The sequence below is a fragment of the Corynebacterium confusum genome, from assembly GCF_030408715.1.
Lineage (GTDB): Bacteria > Actinomycetota > Actinomycetes > Mycobacteriales > Mycobacteriaceae > Corynebacterium > Corynebacterium confusum.
In genome coordinates, this window is the sequence record NZ_CP047202.1 from 1,710,373 (window position 1) to 1,725,755 (window position 15,383).

At 62.8% G+C, this 15,383-nt stretch carries 13 protein-coding genes; 3 read left to right on the forward strand and 10 right to left on the reverse strand.

Annotated features, from left to right (window positions below):
• Positions 1-2 precede the first annotated feature (2 nt).
• From CCONF_RS08010 to ctaC, 8 genes are all read right to left on the reverse strand, one after another.
• On the reverse strand, positions 3-1,100 hold the full coding sequence (locus CCONF_RS08010) for a C40 family peptidase (RefSeq protein ID WP_290222491.1): 1,098 nt from the start codon (positions 1,098-1,100) through the stop codon (positions 3-5).
• A 203-nt stretch (positions 1,101-1,303) separates the two neighbouring features.
• Entirely contained in the window at positions 1,304-1,921 is a 618-nt protein-coding gene (locus CCONF_RS08015) for a C40 family peptidase (RefSeq protein WP_290222494.1), read from the reverse strand.
• A gap of 938 nt (positions 1,922-2,859) precedes the next feature.
• Positions 2,860-4,482, reverse strand: coding sequence for a cytochrome bc1 complex cytochrome b subunit (gene qcrB / locus CCONF_RS08020; RefSeq protein ID WP_290222498.1), 1,623 nt, complete (start codon positions 4,480-4,482; stop codon positions 2,860-2,862).
• Positions 4,482-5,702: a cytochrome bc1 complex Rieske iron-sulfur subunit gene (gene qcrA / locus CCONF_RS08025; RefSeq protein ID WP_290222500.1), complete on the reverse strand. Its 1,221-nt coding sequence runs from the start codon at positions 5,700-5,702 to the stop codon at positions 4,482-4,484. Before qcrA ends, qcrB begins: the two co-directional genes overlap by 1 nt.
• A complete protein-coding gene (gene qcrC, locus CCONF_RS08030) occupies positions 5,699-6,598 on the reverse strand; it encodes a cytochrome bc1 complex diheme cytochrome c subunit (RefSeq protein ID WP_290222502.1) in 900 nt (299 codons plus the stop codon). Before qcrC ends, qcrA begins: the two co-directional genes overlap by 4 nt.
• 68 nt (positions 6,599-6,666) lie before the next feature.
• Positions 6,667-7,278: an aa3-type cytochrome oxidase subunit III gene (gene ctaE / locus CCONF_RS08035; protein ID WP_435384069.1), complete on the reverse strand. Its 612-nt coding sequence runs from the start codon at positions 7,276-7,278 to the stop codon at positions 6,667-6,669.
• A 567-nt stretch (positions 7,279-7,845) separates the two neighbouring features.
• On the reverse strand, positions 7,846-8,277 hold the full coding sequence (gene ctaF, locus CCONF_RS08040) for an aa3-type cytochrome oxidase subunit IV (RefSeq protein WP_290222506.1): 432 nt from the start codon (positions 8,275-8,277) through the stop codon (positions 7,846-7,848).
• A 14-nt stretch (positions 8,278-8,291) separates the two neighbouring features.
• A complete protein-coding gene (gene ctaC / locus CCONF_RS08045) occupies positions 8,292-9,386 on the reverse strand; it encodes an aa3-type cytochrome oxidase subunit II (RefSeq protein WP_290222508.1) in 1,095 nt (364 codons plus the stop codon).
• A gap of 433 nt (positions 9,387-9,819) precedes the next feature.
• Between ctaC and asnB the strand changes: the two genes are divergently transcribed.
• Positions 9,820-11,742 (forward strand): asparagine synthase (glutamine-hydrolyzing), encoded by a 1,923-nt coding sequence (asnB, locus tag CCONF_RS08050; protein ID WP_290222510.1) that lies wholly within the window; start codon positions 9,820-9,822, stop codon positions 11,740-11,742.
• 133 nt (positions 11,743-11,875) lie between these two features.
• On the opposite strand, the gene CCONF_RS08055 is transcribed toward asnB, so the two are convergent.
• Positions 11,876-12,220 carry a HesB/IscA family protein gene (locus tag CCONF_RS08055; protein ID WP_070769617.1) on the reverse strand — a complete coding sequence of 115 codons (345 nt, stop codon included), beginning with the start codon at positions 12,218-12,220 and terminating at the stop codon, positions 11,876-11,878.
• 192 nt (positions 12,221-12,412) lie between these two features.
• Here CCONF_RS08055 and CCONF_RS08060 point away from each other — a divergent pair, with 192 nt between their 5' ends.
• Both CCONF_RS08060 and CCONF_RS08065 read left to right on the forward strand, forming a co-directional pair.
• Positions 12,413-13,126, forward strand: a complete 714-nt coding sequence (locus CCONF_RS08060; RefSeq protein ID WP_290226358.1) for a DUF3043 domain-containing protein — start codon at positions 12,413-12,415, stop codon at positions 13,124-13,126.
• A 2-nt stretch (positions 13,127-13,128) separates the two neighbouring features.
• Positions 13,129-14,103, forward strand: coding sequence for a nicotinate-nucleotide--dimethylbenzimidazole phosphoribosyltransferase (locus CCONF_RS08065; protein ID WP_290222514.1), 975 nt, complete (start codon positions 13,129-13,131; stop codon positions 14,101-14,103).
• 33 nt (positions 14,104-14,136) lie between these two features.
• Here CCONF_RS08065 and CCONF_RS08070 read toward each other — a convergent pair whose 3' ends face one another.
• Complete coding sequence (locus tag CCONF_RS08070; RefSeq protein ID WP_290222517.1) at positions 14,137-15,237, reverse strand: branched-chain amino acid aminotransferase; 1,101 nt, start codon at positions 15,235-15,237, stop codon at positions 14,137-14,139.
• Positions 15,238-15,383: the final 146 nt, after the last annotated feature.

Consider the following 15,383-nt stretch of genomic DNA (forward strand, 5'->3'; position numbering starts at 1 on the left):
GTTTAGTAACGGGAAGCGCCCTGGATGGGCATGGAGTCGACCGGCACGACCTGGACCGGCACGCCGTAGGTCGAGGCGTGGACGACCTGGCCGTCGCCGATGTACATGCCAACGTGGGTAACGCCCGGATAGTAGCCGACGATATCGCCCGGCTGCAGGTCGTTGATGCTCACGCTGGTGCCGCCGGCGATCTGCGCCTGGGAGGTGCGCGGGATGCTCACGCCCTTTTGCTGGTAGGCCCAGAACATCAGGCCGGAGCAGTCGAACTCGCTGGGGCCGGCGGCGCCCCAGCCGTACGGGCGGCCGATCTTCGACAGGGCCGCCGCCACGGCGTCCCCGCCCTTGCCGGACAGACCGGCGATGTCCTCCGGCGACAGCGACGAGCCACCAAACTGGGCCTCCCAGCGGGCGCGGTCCTCGCCGGACAGGGCGTCGACGCGCTCCTCGATGGAGGCCTTCTGCTTCTCCAGCTCCTCCTGCTCGCGCACGAGGCGGTCCTTTTGCTCCTGAAGCTCGCGGGTCTTGCGCTCGGCCTCCTTGACGGCGGCGTCGGCGGCGTCGCGCTTGGACTTGGCGACGTCCGCGTTGGTGGACATGGTCTCGAGGTCGCGCTGGGCGTCCCGGGAAATCGCTCCCAGGTAGCCGAGGCGCTCCGCGGCCGCTTGCGGGTCGCCGCTGGCCAGGGTGGCGGTCAGGCGGTCCATATTGACGCCGCGGTAGCGCGACTTGGCAATGCCGTTGACGTTGCTGCGCTGGTGGTTGACGGCAGCATCAGCAGCCGCGGCCTCTTCCTGGGCCCGGTGGGCGTTCTCGGCGGAGCGGTTGGTGTCCTCTTCTGCGGCGGCGAGCTTGTCCTCGGCCTCCTTGACCTCTTCGCTCTTCGCGGAGACCTTCTGGGCCACCTCGCCCATCTCGGCGAGCAGGGAGTCAACGTCGTCACCGGCCGTTGCGACGGCGGGCTGGTCCGCGCCGTCGGCCTCCTGCGCCACCGCTGCGGGACTCAGGACCGCTGCGCCCAGAACAACGGCCATGGTGGCAGCCAACCAGCCGCCGGAGATGCGGCGCACGGAACGGGTGCGCCGCGCAGAATATTCAAGCACGAGGACTCTTTCTTCAGTGTCAAAATACGAGTGAGCTAACTTAATGAACTATAGAGCATCCCGCCGGCGTTTACCAGTCAGGCGCGAAGTTGTTTTCCCACCTTAAAGCGGGAAAGTAGCGAAGATGCAACAGGTGTGACAAAAGAGAAAAACCCCGACCGCGCGCGGATCGGGGCCAGCCAAACTAGCGGCTGCGGTAAGTCCTAGAAACGGACGGCCGAGTGAATCGGCATGTAGTCCAGCGGACGCTCCTGAACCGGGGTGCCGGAGTTCAGGGCATCGATGATGGTGCCGTTGCCGGTGTAGATACCGACGTGGGAAGCGCCACCGTAGTAGGCAACGATGTCACCCGGCTGCAGCTGATCCAGGGCGACCGGGGTGCCCTGGGCGGCCTGCGCCTGGGAGGTACGCGGGATGGACTTGCCAACCTGGCCGTAGGCCCAGGAGGTCAGGCCGGAGCAGTCGAAGGAGTTCGGGCCGGCAGCGCCCCAGCCGTAGGGTGCGCCGATGACGGAGCGAGCCGCGTCGACGACCTTCTGACCCTCGGACTTAGCCGGTGCCGGAGCAACCTGTGCAGCGGCGTTGTAGTTGACGTTCTGAGCCTCACCCAGGGACGGGACGTAGGTCTGGATGTTCGGAACCTTCTCAATGTTCGGGACCTGGTCCAAGCCCTGGACATCGAAAGAGTAGTTGGTATTCGGGATAACTACCTCGGTAGCGTTCGCAACACCCGGGACGGCGACGGTGGCGGATGCAGCCACTACGGCAGTGGTCGCGATACGACGGGTCATGGTTGCGGTCTGACGACGGTGCTTAGCCACGAAAAAACTCCAAATCTTGTTTGGCGCCTACCTCGCCGGGATTCTGTCTACCTCGGTAAGGCTCTGACCCAGGGGACGGGCCTAACGTTCGTCGACCGGCAGCAACTTCACTGCCGGCCTCCGTTCGGCCACACCCCTCTTCGTGGGAGCGGCCAGATACGGCGCTTTAAAATCTTTAGTTCGGGACTGGCTGCTCGGTGAGCAACGCTGTGTCTCGAATAGGTTACGAAACAATCACGAACTCTGTCTAATTCACCAAAGCGTGTCGTGTTGTAATCGTTTCGTTATACCCCGTTTATCGGACTGAGACACTCTCAGATTTTCCGGCCTTGCACGCACCCCACGCCGCCAAGCGACCCGACCGAGATTACCATGACCAGCAGCAACAGCCAAATCGCGACACCCTGATCGACCTTAAGGAAACTCCACCCCAACCAATGAACGTCATCAAGCCACATCGGTATTGTTAGCTTTCTCACATTCTCTATTTTGGGCTCAAATCCCGCCCATTTTGGACCCCGATGGGGGCGACAGAAGAAGACCGCAGAGCCCTCAAGTGGTTCTACGAAGGACTGTTCCCCTGCCCCACCGTTCACTCGCGTACCAGCAGACGGAAGCAGATGAAGGAGGAGGGCTTCCTCTACGTACCTATCTATATAGAGACCTATTTGGAGTGGACGGCTTAAAGCGGCCTATCTAGAGGTCTATATAGAGGAACAGAATCCAGCCCCCGCTGGCCTCCCCGCAGCCACGGGGCCGTCAGACGGTCACTGAGCCTCCCATAGGCACCCACGGTCCCTGTGCCCTCCCCCCTCCCCGTGCTGTGGGGCACGAGCGGGCCTAGGAGGCATCGTCGGGCACTGGACAAGACAAAACCCGCCGGACTCCCGGTGAGGAGCGGCGGGTTTCGTGAGCGCTAGTTAAAGGATGGTCAGCTGTTAGTAGCGGCCGTTTTCCTCGTCGTCGCGACGGTTGGCCTCGTTGAGGCGGCGGAACATTTCCGCTTCCTCGGCAGCGTTGTCAGCGTGGTGCTGGTGCACGCGCTTGACCACGCCCTCTTCGTCGGAGGAGAAGATGCCCTGGGTCTCGGCGTCGGCCAGGCCCAGCTCGTTGAGCTGCTTCGGAACCTTGGCGCCGGCGTACTTGAGCGGGACGGCGTGGCCTTGCTCGTCGACCGGGCCCAGCGGCTGATGAACCTCGATAAAGGCACCGTTCGGCAGCTGCTTGATGACACCGGTCTCGATGCCGTGCTCCAGGACCTCGCGGTCGGAGCGCTGCAGGCTCACGCAAATCCTGTAGGTGATGACGTAAGCCAGCGGCGGCAGCACCAGCAGGCCGATACGGCCCAGCCAGGTCATCGCGTTCAGCGAGATCTGAAAGAAGTGAGCGACGTGGTCGTTACCACCGGACATGGTCACCAGCAGGAAGAAGGTGATAGCCATGGCACCGATACCGGAGCGGACCGGAACGTCACGGGGACGCTGCAGCAGGTTGTGGTGGGCGTCGTCGCCAGTCATCTTCTTCTCGATGAACGGGTAGGCGAACAGCAGGACAACCATCAGGCCACAGAGCAGGGCTACCCAGAATGCGCTCGGGATGGTGTAGCTGCCCAGGTAGAGCTCCCAGGCCGGCATAATACGAGCGACACCGTCAGTCCACAGCATGTAGATATCGGGCTGGGAACCAGCGGAGACCTGCGAGGGGTTGTACGGCCCCAGGTTCCAAATGGCGTTAATGGTCAGCAGACCGGACATCAGAGCCAGGACGCCGGCGACCATCAGGCCCATACCGATCGCCTTGGTGGCGAAGACCGGCATGATGCGGACGCCAACGACGTTGTTCTCGGCGCGGCCCGGCCCCGGGAATTGGGTGTGCTTCTGGTACCAGACCAGGATGAGGTGGGCGGCAATCAGGCCCAAGATGATGCCCGGGATGACCAGCACGTGCAGGATGTAGAAACGATCCAGCATCAGGTCAGACGGGAAGTCGCCGTCGAAGATGGCCCAGTGCAGCCAAGTACCAATGATCGGCAGGCCCAGGATGATGGCGGACATAATGCGCAGACCAACGCCGGAGAGCAGGTCGTCCGGCAGGGAGTAGCCGAGGAAGCCCTCGACCATGCCCAGCAGAATCAGCGCGCAGCCGATGATCCAGTTGGCCTCACGTGGGCGGCGGAACGCACCGGTGAAGAAGATGCGCAGCATGTGCGCGACCATGGACATCATGAACATCAGGGCTGCCCAGTGGTGCATCTGGCGAACGAAGAGGCCGCCGCGCACCTCGAAGGACAGGTCCAAGGCGGTCGCGTAAGCACGCGACATCTCCACGCCGTTGAGCGGGGTGTAGGCGCCGTCGTAGATGACCTTGCTGATCGACGGGTCGAAGAACAGCGCCAGGTAGATACCGGTCAGCAGCAGGATGATGAAGCTGTACAGCGCCATCTCGCCCAGCATGAAGGACCAGTGGGTCGGGAAGACCTTGTTGATCTGAGTGCGGATCATGCCGGAGGCAGTGTACCGCGAATCAATGTTGTTACCGATTTCAGCGAGTTTATTGCTCATTATGACTTACGCTCCCAGAATGCCGGGCCGACAGGCTCAATGAAGTTACCCTGCGCGACGAGGTAGCCGTCTTCGTCCACGGTGATCGGCAGCTGCGGCAGAGCACGGGCGGCCGGGCCGAAGACCGGCTTGCCGTACTCCAGAGCATCGAACTGCGACTGGTGGCACGGGCACAGGATTCGGTTGGTCTGAGCCTCGTACAGCGAGGTCGGGCAACCGATGTGAGTACAAATCTTGGAGAAGGCGTAGTAGTCACCGTGGTGGAAGTCTTCCTGACCCTTGCGCTCGATGGCGCGCTGTGCGTCTGCGTGGCGCAGGCGAATCAGCATGACCGCGTTGCGGTTGCCGTGGATCGAGTGCATGTGGTTTTCGTAGACGTCCTTTTCCGGATCGTACAGGTCGCCGTCGTTAACGTCGGATTCTGCCAACGGGAACACGGTCTCCATACCGCCGGCAGCCAGGTCCTCCGGGCGGACGCGCACCAGGCGCGCCAGACCCTTCGTGGTGTAGTGGCTGCCGGACTCGCCCTCGTGCATCTCAGCGATGGTGCTGGTGTCGCGAGCTAGGTAGAGTTTGACGCCCTTTTCGTGCAGGGTCCAGCCGGAAGTCCACAGGGTGCCGTCACCCATGTAGTTCATCTCGTGACGAACCTTCCACGGGTTCTTGATAGCGCCGCCCAGCGGGGCGATAACCGACAGGCCGAAGAGTACGCCGGCGCCACCGAGCAGGCCCATCAAGGTCTTGCGGCGACCCAGAGTGGAGGTCTTCCACGAGTCGTTCAGCAGGGCGGTCAGGGTGCGGCGGTCAACCTCGTCGGAAGGACCGTCGTGGCGACGCTGGACCGAAATCTCTTCCGGAATGATCTTCTTGACGTACTGAATAATAGCGACGCCCAGGCAGATAATTGCCAGACCGGAGAACAGACCCAGCAGCGGGGTGTAGAGCGTGTGCCAAATCAGGCCGTCTTCACCCAGGGTCTTGAACTCCCACGGCCAGAAAAGGTAGACGCCCAAGAAGGCGATGGCCGAGATGATGGAAATCGTCAGCCAAATACCAATGCCGGTGGCCGCGCGCTTCTCAGCCGGGTCTCCGTCGACCGGGAAGCGCTCCTTACGGAAGGCGACAGTGACGTCGTCCAGCTCAGTACCGAGGGCAGCGAGCTCGTCGTTGCTCATGCCCTTCAGCTGAGCGTCGGTGTAGTTGTGATTTACGTTGCTCATGAGCGCGATCCCATCCACATAGCGGCCGCGCACAGCGCGGTGATGCCGATAATCCACATTGCCAGGCCTTCAGAAACCGGGCCGAGACCGCCCAGGTCCCAGCCTGCCGGAGACGGGGTCTCGTTAGCAGACTTGATGTAGGCGATGATGTCCTTCTTCTCGTCAGCGGTCAGCTGGCGGTCGGAGAACTTCGGCATGTTCTGCGGGCCGGTCAGCATGGCCTGGTAGATCTCCTGCTCGTTGGCAGGATCCAGGGGCGGTGCGTACTTACCGGAGGACAGTGCGCCGCCCTGGCCGGTGAAGTTGTGGCAGGAAGCGCAGTTCATACGGAACAGCTCAGACCCCTTGGCGACGTCCTCGGCCTGAATTTGGCCGTTGTAGTTGGCGCCGCGCAGGGACTCCATAGCGATGGTGCCGTCATCGTTGTAGACGATGTCCGGTCCCCCACCGTTGGCTGCGACGTAAGCAGCCAGGGCCAGGGTCTGCTGCTCGGTGTAACGCGGGGTCTTGCGCTCCGCCTGGGCGTCGTTAGACATCATCGGCATACGACCGGAGTGAACCTGGAAGTAGACCGAACCGGCGCCGACGCCGATGAGCGAAGGGCCACGCTGGTCGACGCCCTGCAGGTTGGCGCCGTGGCAGGTAATACAAGCGACATCGTAGATGTCCTTGCCTTCCTGGATCAGGGCTTGGTCATCCTTCTGGGCGGTGGCGACCTGAGCGTCCGGCGTCAGGGCGGTAGCCAAAACGCCGGCACCCGTCAGACCGACGGTCAGCGCGAAAGCACCCGCGAGGGTGCGCTTCATCTTGCGCCGGCGGCGGGTCTTCTTCGCCGCAGCCGCCGCGGTGGTCTCACCCACCGGTGAAGCGTTGTTGTTGGGATTGGTATCCATCATTTTCCTTTGGTGTTACTGGTGTCCGGAAATGAATGGCTGTAGACCGAGATGGCTCGGCTATCTACGGCCTACTGGACGAGGTAGATGACGACGAAAACGCCGATCCACACGACGTCCACAAAGTGCCAGTAGTAAGACACCGCCATGGCAGCGGTTGCCTGCGCCGGCGTGAACTTGGACTTGGCAATGCGAAGCAAAATCACCACGAAGCTCAACAGGCCACCGGTCACGTGGGCCGCGTGGAAGCCGGTCAGAATGTAGAAGACCGAGCCGAACACGCTCGCCTGGACGGTAACACCGTGGTGAATCAGCTCGTACCACTCGAAGGCCATAATGCCCAGGAACAAAACGCCTAGGAGGATGGTTACCGAGTACCAGAGCCGAAGCTTGAATACGTCACCCCTTTCTGCGGCGAAAACGCCGAACTGCGAGGTCACGGAGGAAAGCACCAGGACGCCCGTAATAAGGAAGCCCATAGGCACGTTGATTTGGGCGGTGTGCTCCGCCCAATCGCCTTCCTGACCGTTAGCCCGGGATGTGAACCACATCGCGAACAGTCCGGCGAAGAACATTAACTCCTGCGACAGGAACACGATGGTGCCCACGCTGACCATATTGGGTCGGTTCAGCGCGGCAACACGTGGTGCTGCCATACCTTGATTAGAAACTGCGCTCGTCACGCCTATTAGTATGGCCGTTTCTCGACTCGAATTCATCTAGTTCCCCCCGCTTTCGCTATTAAATTTTCCGCGCGCAATCAGCAAAGACACAGAAACCGGCGCAACTTCCGTTGAGCAACGTTAACTTCGCCGCCAAACCCTCTCCCCAATCACGACGTTCGTGCAGGTCAAAGGACCCTAAGCGGCAACCGGCGGCAACATCCCACCGCAGCATATTTCCGCGAGAACGAAGCCGCGTCCGGTTGCAACCACTTCCGCCAAAAATCGAATGAGAGATAATTCACGTTCCACCGCCGACAAAACCGCAGGCTTGCAACTTTCGTATTACCCCCAGACGAAAATCGCTATAACGAGGGGTTTTAGCACCAATGGCCGGGTGGAAGCCGGCGGTCTATCCCCCGGCATCGTTAGCAAAACCCAGGAAATTCCTGCGCGGGCAAATTTTTCTGGAATTCGCGGGAACTTTCTGGAACTAAATACGACGAAGGCCCCGAGCCTCCCTCCGTGGGAGACCCGGGGCCTTGACGTCTAAGAAGCTGCGGGGCGCTTACGGCGCGCAGTTGAAAGCTAGTGCTTTTCCTTCGGCAGGCCGTACTGCAGCGAGAGCTTGGTGGTAGCCCACACCAGCATGATGGCGCCCAGAACAATCATCCAGTAGTACATGAAGATGATGCCCAGGCCTAGGACCGCGATAGCCATGGTCATCATGAACGGCCAGATGGAGCTCGGGGAGAAGAAGCCCAGGATGCCGGCGGAATCCTCGGTCTCCGCCTCTTCCCAGTCCTCCGGGAGGACGTCGGAGCGGGCATCGGTGAACTGGATGTAGACCGCAAGCATCAGGGCCAGCAGGGCCGCGAGGGCCATGGCGACCATGCCTGCCCACTCGGGGCCGTGGCGGTAGCCGTCGTCCTTAACGAAGTTGACGGCGAAGATGTAGACGATTTCGGCGATCAACAGGTATGTGAAGATCCCGTAAAAGACTTTTGCACCTACACGCATGGTTCAATATCTCCTTATGCCTGTGCCTTGTCGTTGGCGTCAACGTAGTTGTCGCCATCCTGGGTGTCGCGCTGCGAGTTGAACGGCTGGGTCGAGGTGGCATACGGAGCTTCACCGATGTGCGCCAGGGCCTCAGAGTTCGGAGCGTCCGGGTTGTCGATACGGTACTGCATGTACTCCTCGAACTTCTCCGGGGAAACGGCACGCAGCTCGAAGTTCATCATCGCGTGGTAGGTACCGCACATCTCAGCACAACGGCCGACGAAGGCGCCTTCCTTATCGATACTCTCCACCTGGAAAGCGCGCTCCTGCTGGTTGTTCTCCGGGTGTGCGTACACGTCGCGCTTGAACAGGAACTCCGGAATCCAGAAACCGTGCGAAACATCGCCGGAAGCCAGGCGGAACTCAATCGCGGTGTTGGTCGGCAGGACCAGAACCGGAACCTCTTCGGTGGTACCAACGGTCTCGATATCATTGAAGTTCAGGTAGGAGATGTCACCCTTGGACTTGCCGTGAATCGGGTTAGCGTTCTCGGTGCCCTCCGGGTCGATGGCGGATTCTTCCGCCAGACGGTTGCTCTCCTCATCGGTGCCGTCGTAGTCCTGGCCACCAGCCAGCGAACCGTCGACGGCGGCGTAGCCGAACTTCCAGTTCCACTGGTAAGCGGTCACGTCCACGGTCACCTTCGGGTCCTTATCCAGGGCGGTGACCTTCTGCTGGGTCTGGACCGTGAAGAAGAACAGGGCCGTAATGATGATGATCGGGACAACCGTCAGCACCAACTCCAGCGGGACGTTGTACTGCAGCTGCTTCGGGAACTCGCCCTTACCCTGCTTCTTGGCCCGCTTGGCACTCCACCGGAAGATGGCCACCAAGAACAGGCCCCACATGATGATACCGATAGTCCACGCAGCAACCCAGACCCAGATCCAGAAGTTGTACATTGCTTCTGCCTCCGGGGTAATGCCCCGCGGCCAGCCGAATCCCAGGACCTTGTTTACAGCCTCGGGGGCCTGCACATCACAGGCTGCGAGAGCACTGCCACCCAGTGCCAGTGCGCCCGCCAGACCAGCCTTTCGGGCTAGGTTGCGCTTATTACGCTGTCCCACGTGTGTTCTGCCTTTCTGTCCACACAAACTTCTTAAACGCTCTCAGAGCATTCCTATCTGTCTAGGATAGTGGATCCAGCTCGCATTTCTTAGCCGAATCCCAAGAACAGTCGCGCAGACACGTTGGCCCGCGACCGTAACGGGCGATTATGTTACATGGTCATCGGCCTCTGCCGCGGATTATGCCCTTTAACTGCGATTTCTCGCCTGTTACTCAATTCACAGACGCGTGGGCAGGTTATCATCCGAAAGTTCGCCCCTAAAGGTGGAAGCTTTCCCTCTGCCCCGCCGGGCGGCGCGGCCAGCCACCGCCCACAGGCCGCCCACAGCCAGCCGGCAGCCGCTACCTCGGAGCGCCAATAGCTATCTGCGGGCCGCGACCCGTAAAATGCCAAGTTGTTCAGAAACTTTCTTTGCAAGGAGCGAGACCCGTATGTGCGGACTTTTGAGTTTACTAGCCGCGAATCACAACGCCACGGACTACGTCCAAGCCGTTGAGGACGGACTGCCCTGTATGCGCCACCGCGGTCCGGACGCGGCCGGAACCTGGCACGACGACGACGCCGTCTTCGGGTTCAACCGCCTGTCCATCATCGACCTGGAGCACTCCCACCAGCCTCTGCGCTGGGGCCCGGCCGATGCCCCGGACCGCTACGCCCTGACCTTCAACGGCGAGATTTACAACTACCTGGAGCTGCGCGAGGAGCTGCAGGCCGCCGGCTACACCTTTAATACGGAAGGCGACGGCGAACCCATCGTCGTCGGCTACCACCACTGGGGCACGGACGTGGTCAACCACCTGCGCGGCATGTTCGGCATCGTCATCTGGGACACCCAGACCAAGACTATGTTCGCCACCCGGGACCAGTTCGGCATCAAGCCGCTTTACTACGCCACCACCGAGGCAGGCACCGTCTTCGCCTCCGAGATGAAGTCCATCCTGGCAATGGCCGAGACCATTGGTCCAGACCTGAGCCTTGACAAGCGGGCTATCGAGCACTACGTCGACTTGCAGTACGTGCCGGAGCCGGAGTCCCTGCACGCCAATATCCGCCGCGTCGAATCCGGCTGTACCGTGACCCTGAAGCCGGGCGGCGAGGTCGTCTCCGACCGCTACTTCCGCCCCACCTTCCCGGTGCAGAAGGTCGCCAAGGGCGACGAGCAGCAGCTATTCGACCGCATCACACGCGCCCTGGAGGATTCCGTCGAGAAGCACATGCGCGCGGACGTGACTGTCGGCTCCTTCCTCTCTGGCGGCATCGACTCCACGGCTATCGCCGCGCTGGCCAAGCGCCACAACGAAGACCTGTTGACCTTTACTACCGGCTTTGAGCGCGAGGGCTACTCCGAGGTCGACGTCGCTGCGGAATCCGCCGAGGCCATCGGCGTCGAGCACATCGTCAAGATCGTCTCCCCTGAGGAGTACGCCGACGCCGTGCCGAAGATCATGTGGTACCTGGACAACCCGGTCGCGGATCCCTCGCTGGTCCCGCTGTACTTCGTGGCCCAGGAGGCCCGCAAGCACGTCAAGGTGGTGCTGTCCGGCGAGGGCGCCGACGAGCTTTTCGGCGGCTACACAATATATAAGGAACCGCTCTCCCTGGCGCCGTTCGAGAAGATCCCCTCTCCCCTGCGCCGCGGGCTGGGCCAGCTCTCCCGCGTCCTACCGGAGGGCATGAAGGGCAAGTCCCTGCTCAACCGCGGCTCGATGACCATGGAGGAGCGCTACTACGGCAACGCCCGCTCCTTCAACTTCGAGCAGCTCCAGCGCGTCCTGCCGTGGGCGCGCCGCTCGTGGGACCACCGCGAGGTCACCGCCCCGATCTACGCCCAGTCCCAGGACTTCGATCCGGTCGCCCGCATGCAGCACCTAGACCTGTTTACCTGGATGCGCGGCGACATCCTGGTCAAGGCGGACAAGATGAACATGGCCAACTCCCTGGAGCTGCGCGTGCCCTTCCTGGACAAGGAGGTTTTCAAGGTCGCCGAGACCATCCCGCACGACCTGAAGATTTCCCACGGGACCACCAAGTACGCACTCCGCAAGGCGCTGGAGCAGATCGTTCCGCCGCACGTGCTGCACCGCAAGAAGCTGGGCTTCCCGGTGCCCATGCGCCACTGGCTGGCCGGCGACGAGCTCTACGGCTGGGCCCAGGATCAGATCAACGCCTCGCAGACCGAGGATATCTTCAACAAGAAGGCCGTCCTGGAAATGCTCAAGGAGCACCGCGACGGCGTCAGCGACCACTCCCGCCGCCTGTGGACGGTCCTGTCCTTTATGATCTGGCACGGCATCTTCGTCGAAGACCGCATCGATCCGCAGATCGAGCAGCGCGACTACCCGGTCAAGCTCTAACGCCGACTAGGTCCGCAGCCACAGATAGCTGCAGATAACTAAAGCTTTGGGCTCGGCCCCTCCCGTTGGAGGAGGGCCGAGCCCAAAGCTTTTATGCGTTGCGGCGCACTGGTTGGCGCGCCGCAACGGCTATTTAGTTGAAGGAATCACCGCAGGCGCAGGAACCGCCGGCATTCGGGTTGTCGATGGTGAAGCCCTGCTGCTCGATGGTGTCGGCGAAGTCGATCTTGGCGCCGGTCAGGTACGGAACGGACATCTTGTCCACGACGAGGTTCACGCCGCCGACCTGGTCGACCTTGTCGCCGTCCAGGGTGCGGTCGTCGAAGTACAGCTGGTAGCGCAGGCCGGCGCAGCCGCCCGGCTGGACAGCAATACGCAGGGACAAATCGTCGCGGCCTTCCTGATCGAGCAGGGCCTTCGCCTTGGCGGCGGCGGCCTCGGTCAGGATGACGCCAGTAGCAGATGCTGGGGCGGTCATAAATACTCCTTGTTCGACTTGATTGTTCGACTGTGCGTCGTATCTTGATGCTCTCCACCACCCTACTCGCCTCACTACCGTCAAGAAAGGCTGACGTGCCAGGCGGTGGGATTATGGCTTGTATTCATCTTCAACCGCACGGGCGCGGGCCTTATTCCACTTTGGACAAGCAACCTTGTAACCTTGGATGTTGTGAAACTACCGTGGCAAAAAGACAATCAGGACGCCGCTGCAGCGGACACCGCCGACCAGTCGGCCGCGCACGCCGGCAAGGACTCGGCAGCCCAGGAGGCTAAGAGCTACCCGAAGGGCTATACCCCGCCGAAGGGCCGGCCGACGCCGAAGCGCGCGGAGCAGGAGATCGCCAAGGGCGTTATCCGCGATCCGCACCGCATGTCTACTGCGCAGGCGCACCAGAACCGCAAAGAGCTGAAGAAGTCCATGTCCAAGGAAGAATGGAAGGACTACAAGGCCAAGGAGCGCGAGGAGCAGCGCAAGCGCAACCGCGAGACCCAGGAGCGCATGGCCGCCGGCGACGAGCGCTACCTGCCGGCCCGCGACCGCGGCAAGGAGCGGGCTTATGCCCGCGATGTCGTCGACGTCGCCAACAGCCCGCTGCGCTTTACTATGCCCGGCGCACTCGCCCTGCTGTTGTTCATGTTCGTCGGCACGTTTGTCCCGAGCATCTCCCCGGCAGTATCCGCCGTGGGCATGGTCTTCATCCTACTCTTCGCCGTCCTGGCTATCCTGCACGGCCGCCGCGTCAACAACGCGGTGCGGATGAAGTTCCCCGGCACCACCGCTGCCGGCTTCAGCCTGGGCAGCTACGCGGTGGGGCGGGCTACCCAGCCGCGTAAGTGGCGCGTGCCGCGCCCGCGGGTCAAGCCGGGCGAGGCTCTGACCTAGTCATGGTGGAGTTGCAGGCGGATAGCGCGGCCGGCATCGGCGCGACTGAAAGGCGTGAGCTCGCGGCCAAGATTGCCCTGAATCCGCAGGCCTCCGCCCTGGGGCGGATGTCCCTGCCGGTGGTCTGGCTGGCCGGCTGCCAGCAGCGCGTCCTGCCCCAGCCGGTGGCCCGGCCGCGGGTCGTGGTCTTCGCCGGCGACAACGGCATCGCCAACGCGGGCGCGCCGGTCTCGCAGTGGCCAGCTGACCACACCCACGACGCGGTCGAGCAGCTGTCCGCGCACGCCGGCCCGATTGAGCTTTTGGCCCAGCGCGCCGCTGCCCGCGTGCGGCTAATCCAAGCAGGCACCTCCGCCCCGATAGATAGCGCCGACGCGATGGACGCCGAACTGACCGCCTCGGCCTTCGACATCGGTATCAAGGCCGCCAACGCCAGCGCGGACGAGGGCGATGATTTGGTGATCCCGGCCGATATCGGCGTCGGCAACAGCACCGTCGCTGCGGCAATTGTGGGCCGCGTGACCGGCACCGAGCCGGTGGCGATCGTGCCGCGCGGCGCCCAGGTCCCGACGGAGCAGTGGAAACAACAGGTCACCGTCGTACGCGACGCGATGTTCCGCAGCCGCGGGCTCGCCGACGAGCCGGCCGAGCTCATCCGCGTGCTGGGCTCGCCGGCGTTTGCCGCCGAGGTAGCCTTCATCGCGCAGTCAGCCGCGCGCCGCACCCCGGTGCTCATCGACGGCTCCCTCGGCGCCGTCGCGGCCATGCTGGCCGAGCGCCTGCGCCCGGGCACCCAGGAATGGGTTTTCGTAGCGACCTCCACCGCCACCCCGGCCTTCGACCGGGCCGTGGCCGATCTGGGGCACGAGCCCTGGCTGGATCTGGCGGTCACGGCTGGCCAGGGCCTCGGCGCCCTGTCCGCCCTGCCGCTGATTAATTCGGCCGTGGAACTCATCACCACGGCCCTGGCGGACTGACTCCGCGGCCGCCCCGGAGCCAGGGCCAGCGGTTTAGACCAGCGTGTGCAGCCACCCGTGGGTGTCGGGCTGGCTGCCGCGCTGAATGTCGGTGAGCTGCTTGCGCAACGCCATGGTGACCTGCCCCGGCTCGTTGCCGTTGATGGTGAAATCCAGGTCCTTGCCCAGCACGCGGCCGACCGGGGTGATGACGGCCGCGGTGCCGCAGGCAAAGGACTCGGTCATCTCGCCGCTGTCGACCGCCGCGTGCCACTCCTCGGCGCAGATGCGGCGCTCCTCCACCTCGTAGCCGGCGTCCTGGGCAACCTGCAACAGGGAGTCGCGGGTGATGCCGGGCAGCAGGGACCCCGACAGCGCCGGGGTGACGATCCGGGCGTTGTCGCCACTGCCGTAGACGAACATCAGGTTCATCCCGCCCATTTCCTCGATGTACTTGCGCTCCAGCGCGTCCAGCCAGACGACCTGGTCGCAGCCCTTCTCCTCGGCTTGGGCCTGGGCCAGCAGCGAGCCCGCGTAGTTGCCTGCGAACTTCACCGCACCGGTGCCGCCGGGGGCGGCGCGGACGTAGTCGGTGGACAGCCAGACCGAAACCGGCTTCACGCCGCCGGTGAAATAGGCTCCGGCCGGGGAAGCAATGACGATATAGCGGAAAGAACTGGCCGGGTGAACGCCCAGGGAGACCTCCGTGGAGATCATGAACGGGCGCAGGTAGAGCGAGTCTTCCCCGCCGGCGGCCGGAACCCAGTCCTTATCAACGGCGACCAACTGGGCCAGGGAGTTGGTGAATTCCTCGGCAGGCAGCGGCGGCATCGCCAAGCGCTCGGCGGAGTGGATCATGCGCTGGGCGTTCTGCTCTGGGCGGAAAGTAGCCACGGTGCCGTCCGGCTGGCGGTAGGCCTTGATGCCCTCGAAGATGGCCTGGCCGTAGTGGAAGACGTTGGAGGCCGGCGACATCTCCAGGTGGCCGAAGGGGCGCACCTGGGCGTCGTGCCAGCCTTCCTCCTCGTTCCAGTCGATGGTGACCATGTGGTCGGTAAAGTAACGGCCGAACCCCGGGTTGTCGAGAATCTCGGCAATCTTTTCCGGACTGGTCGGCTGGTCGGTACGGGTTACGGTGTAATCAAGCAAAGTCATGTCCACACTCTACTCCGCCTTTCGGTCACCCAACCGGTTTTTATTACCAGATTTTGTGGCCGTCCGCCATCCGTCGCGTGTGCTGCCTCCCTGCCTGCGGGTGAGGACCCCACTCCCCACTTTCTGTCCCACCAGATAGGAAAACG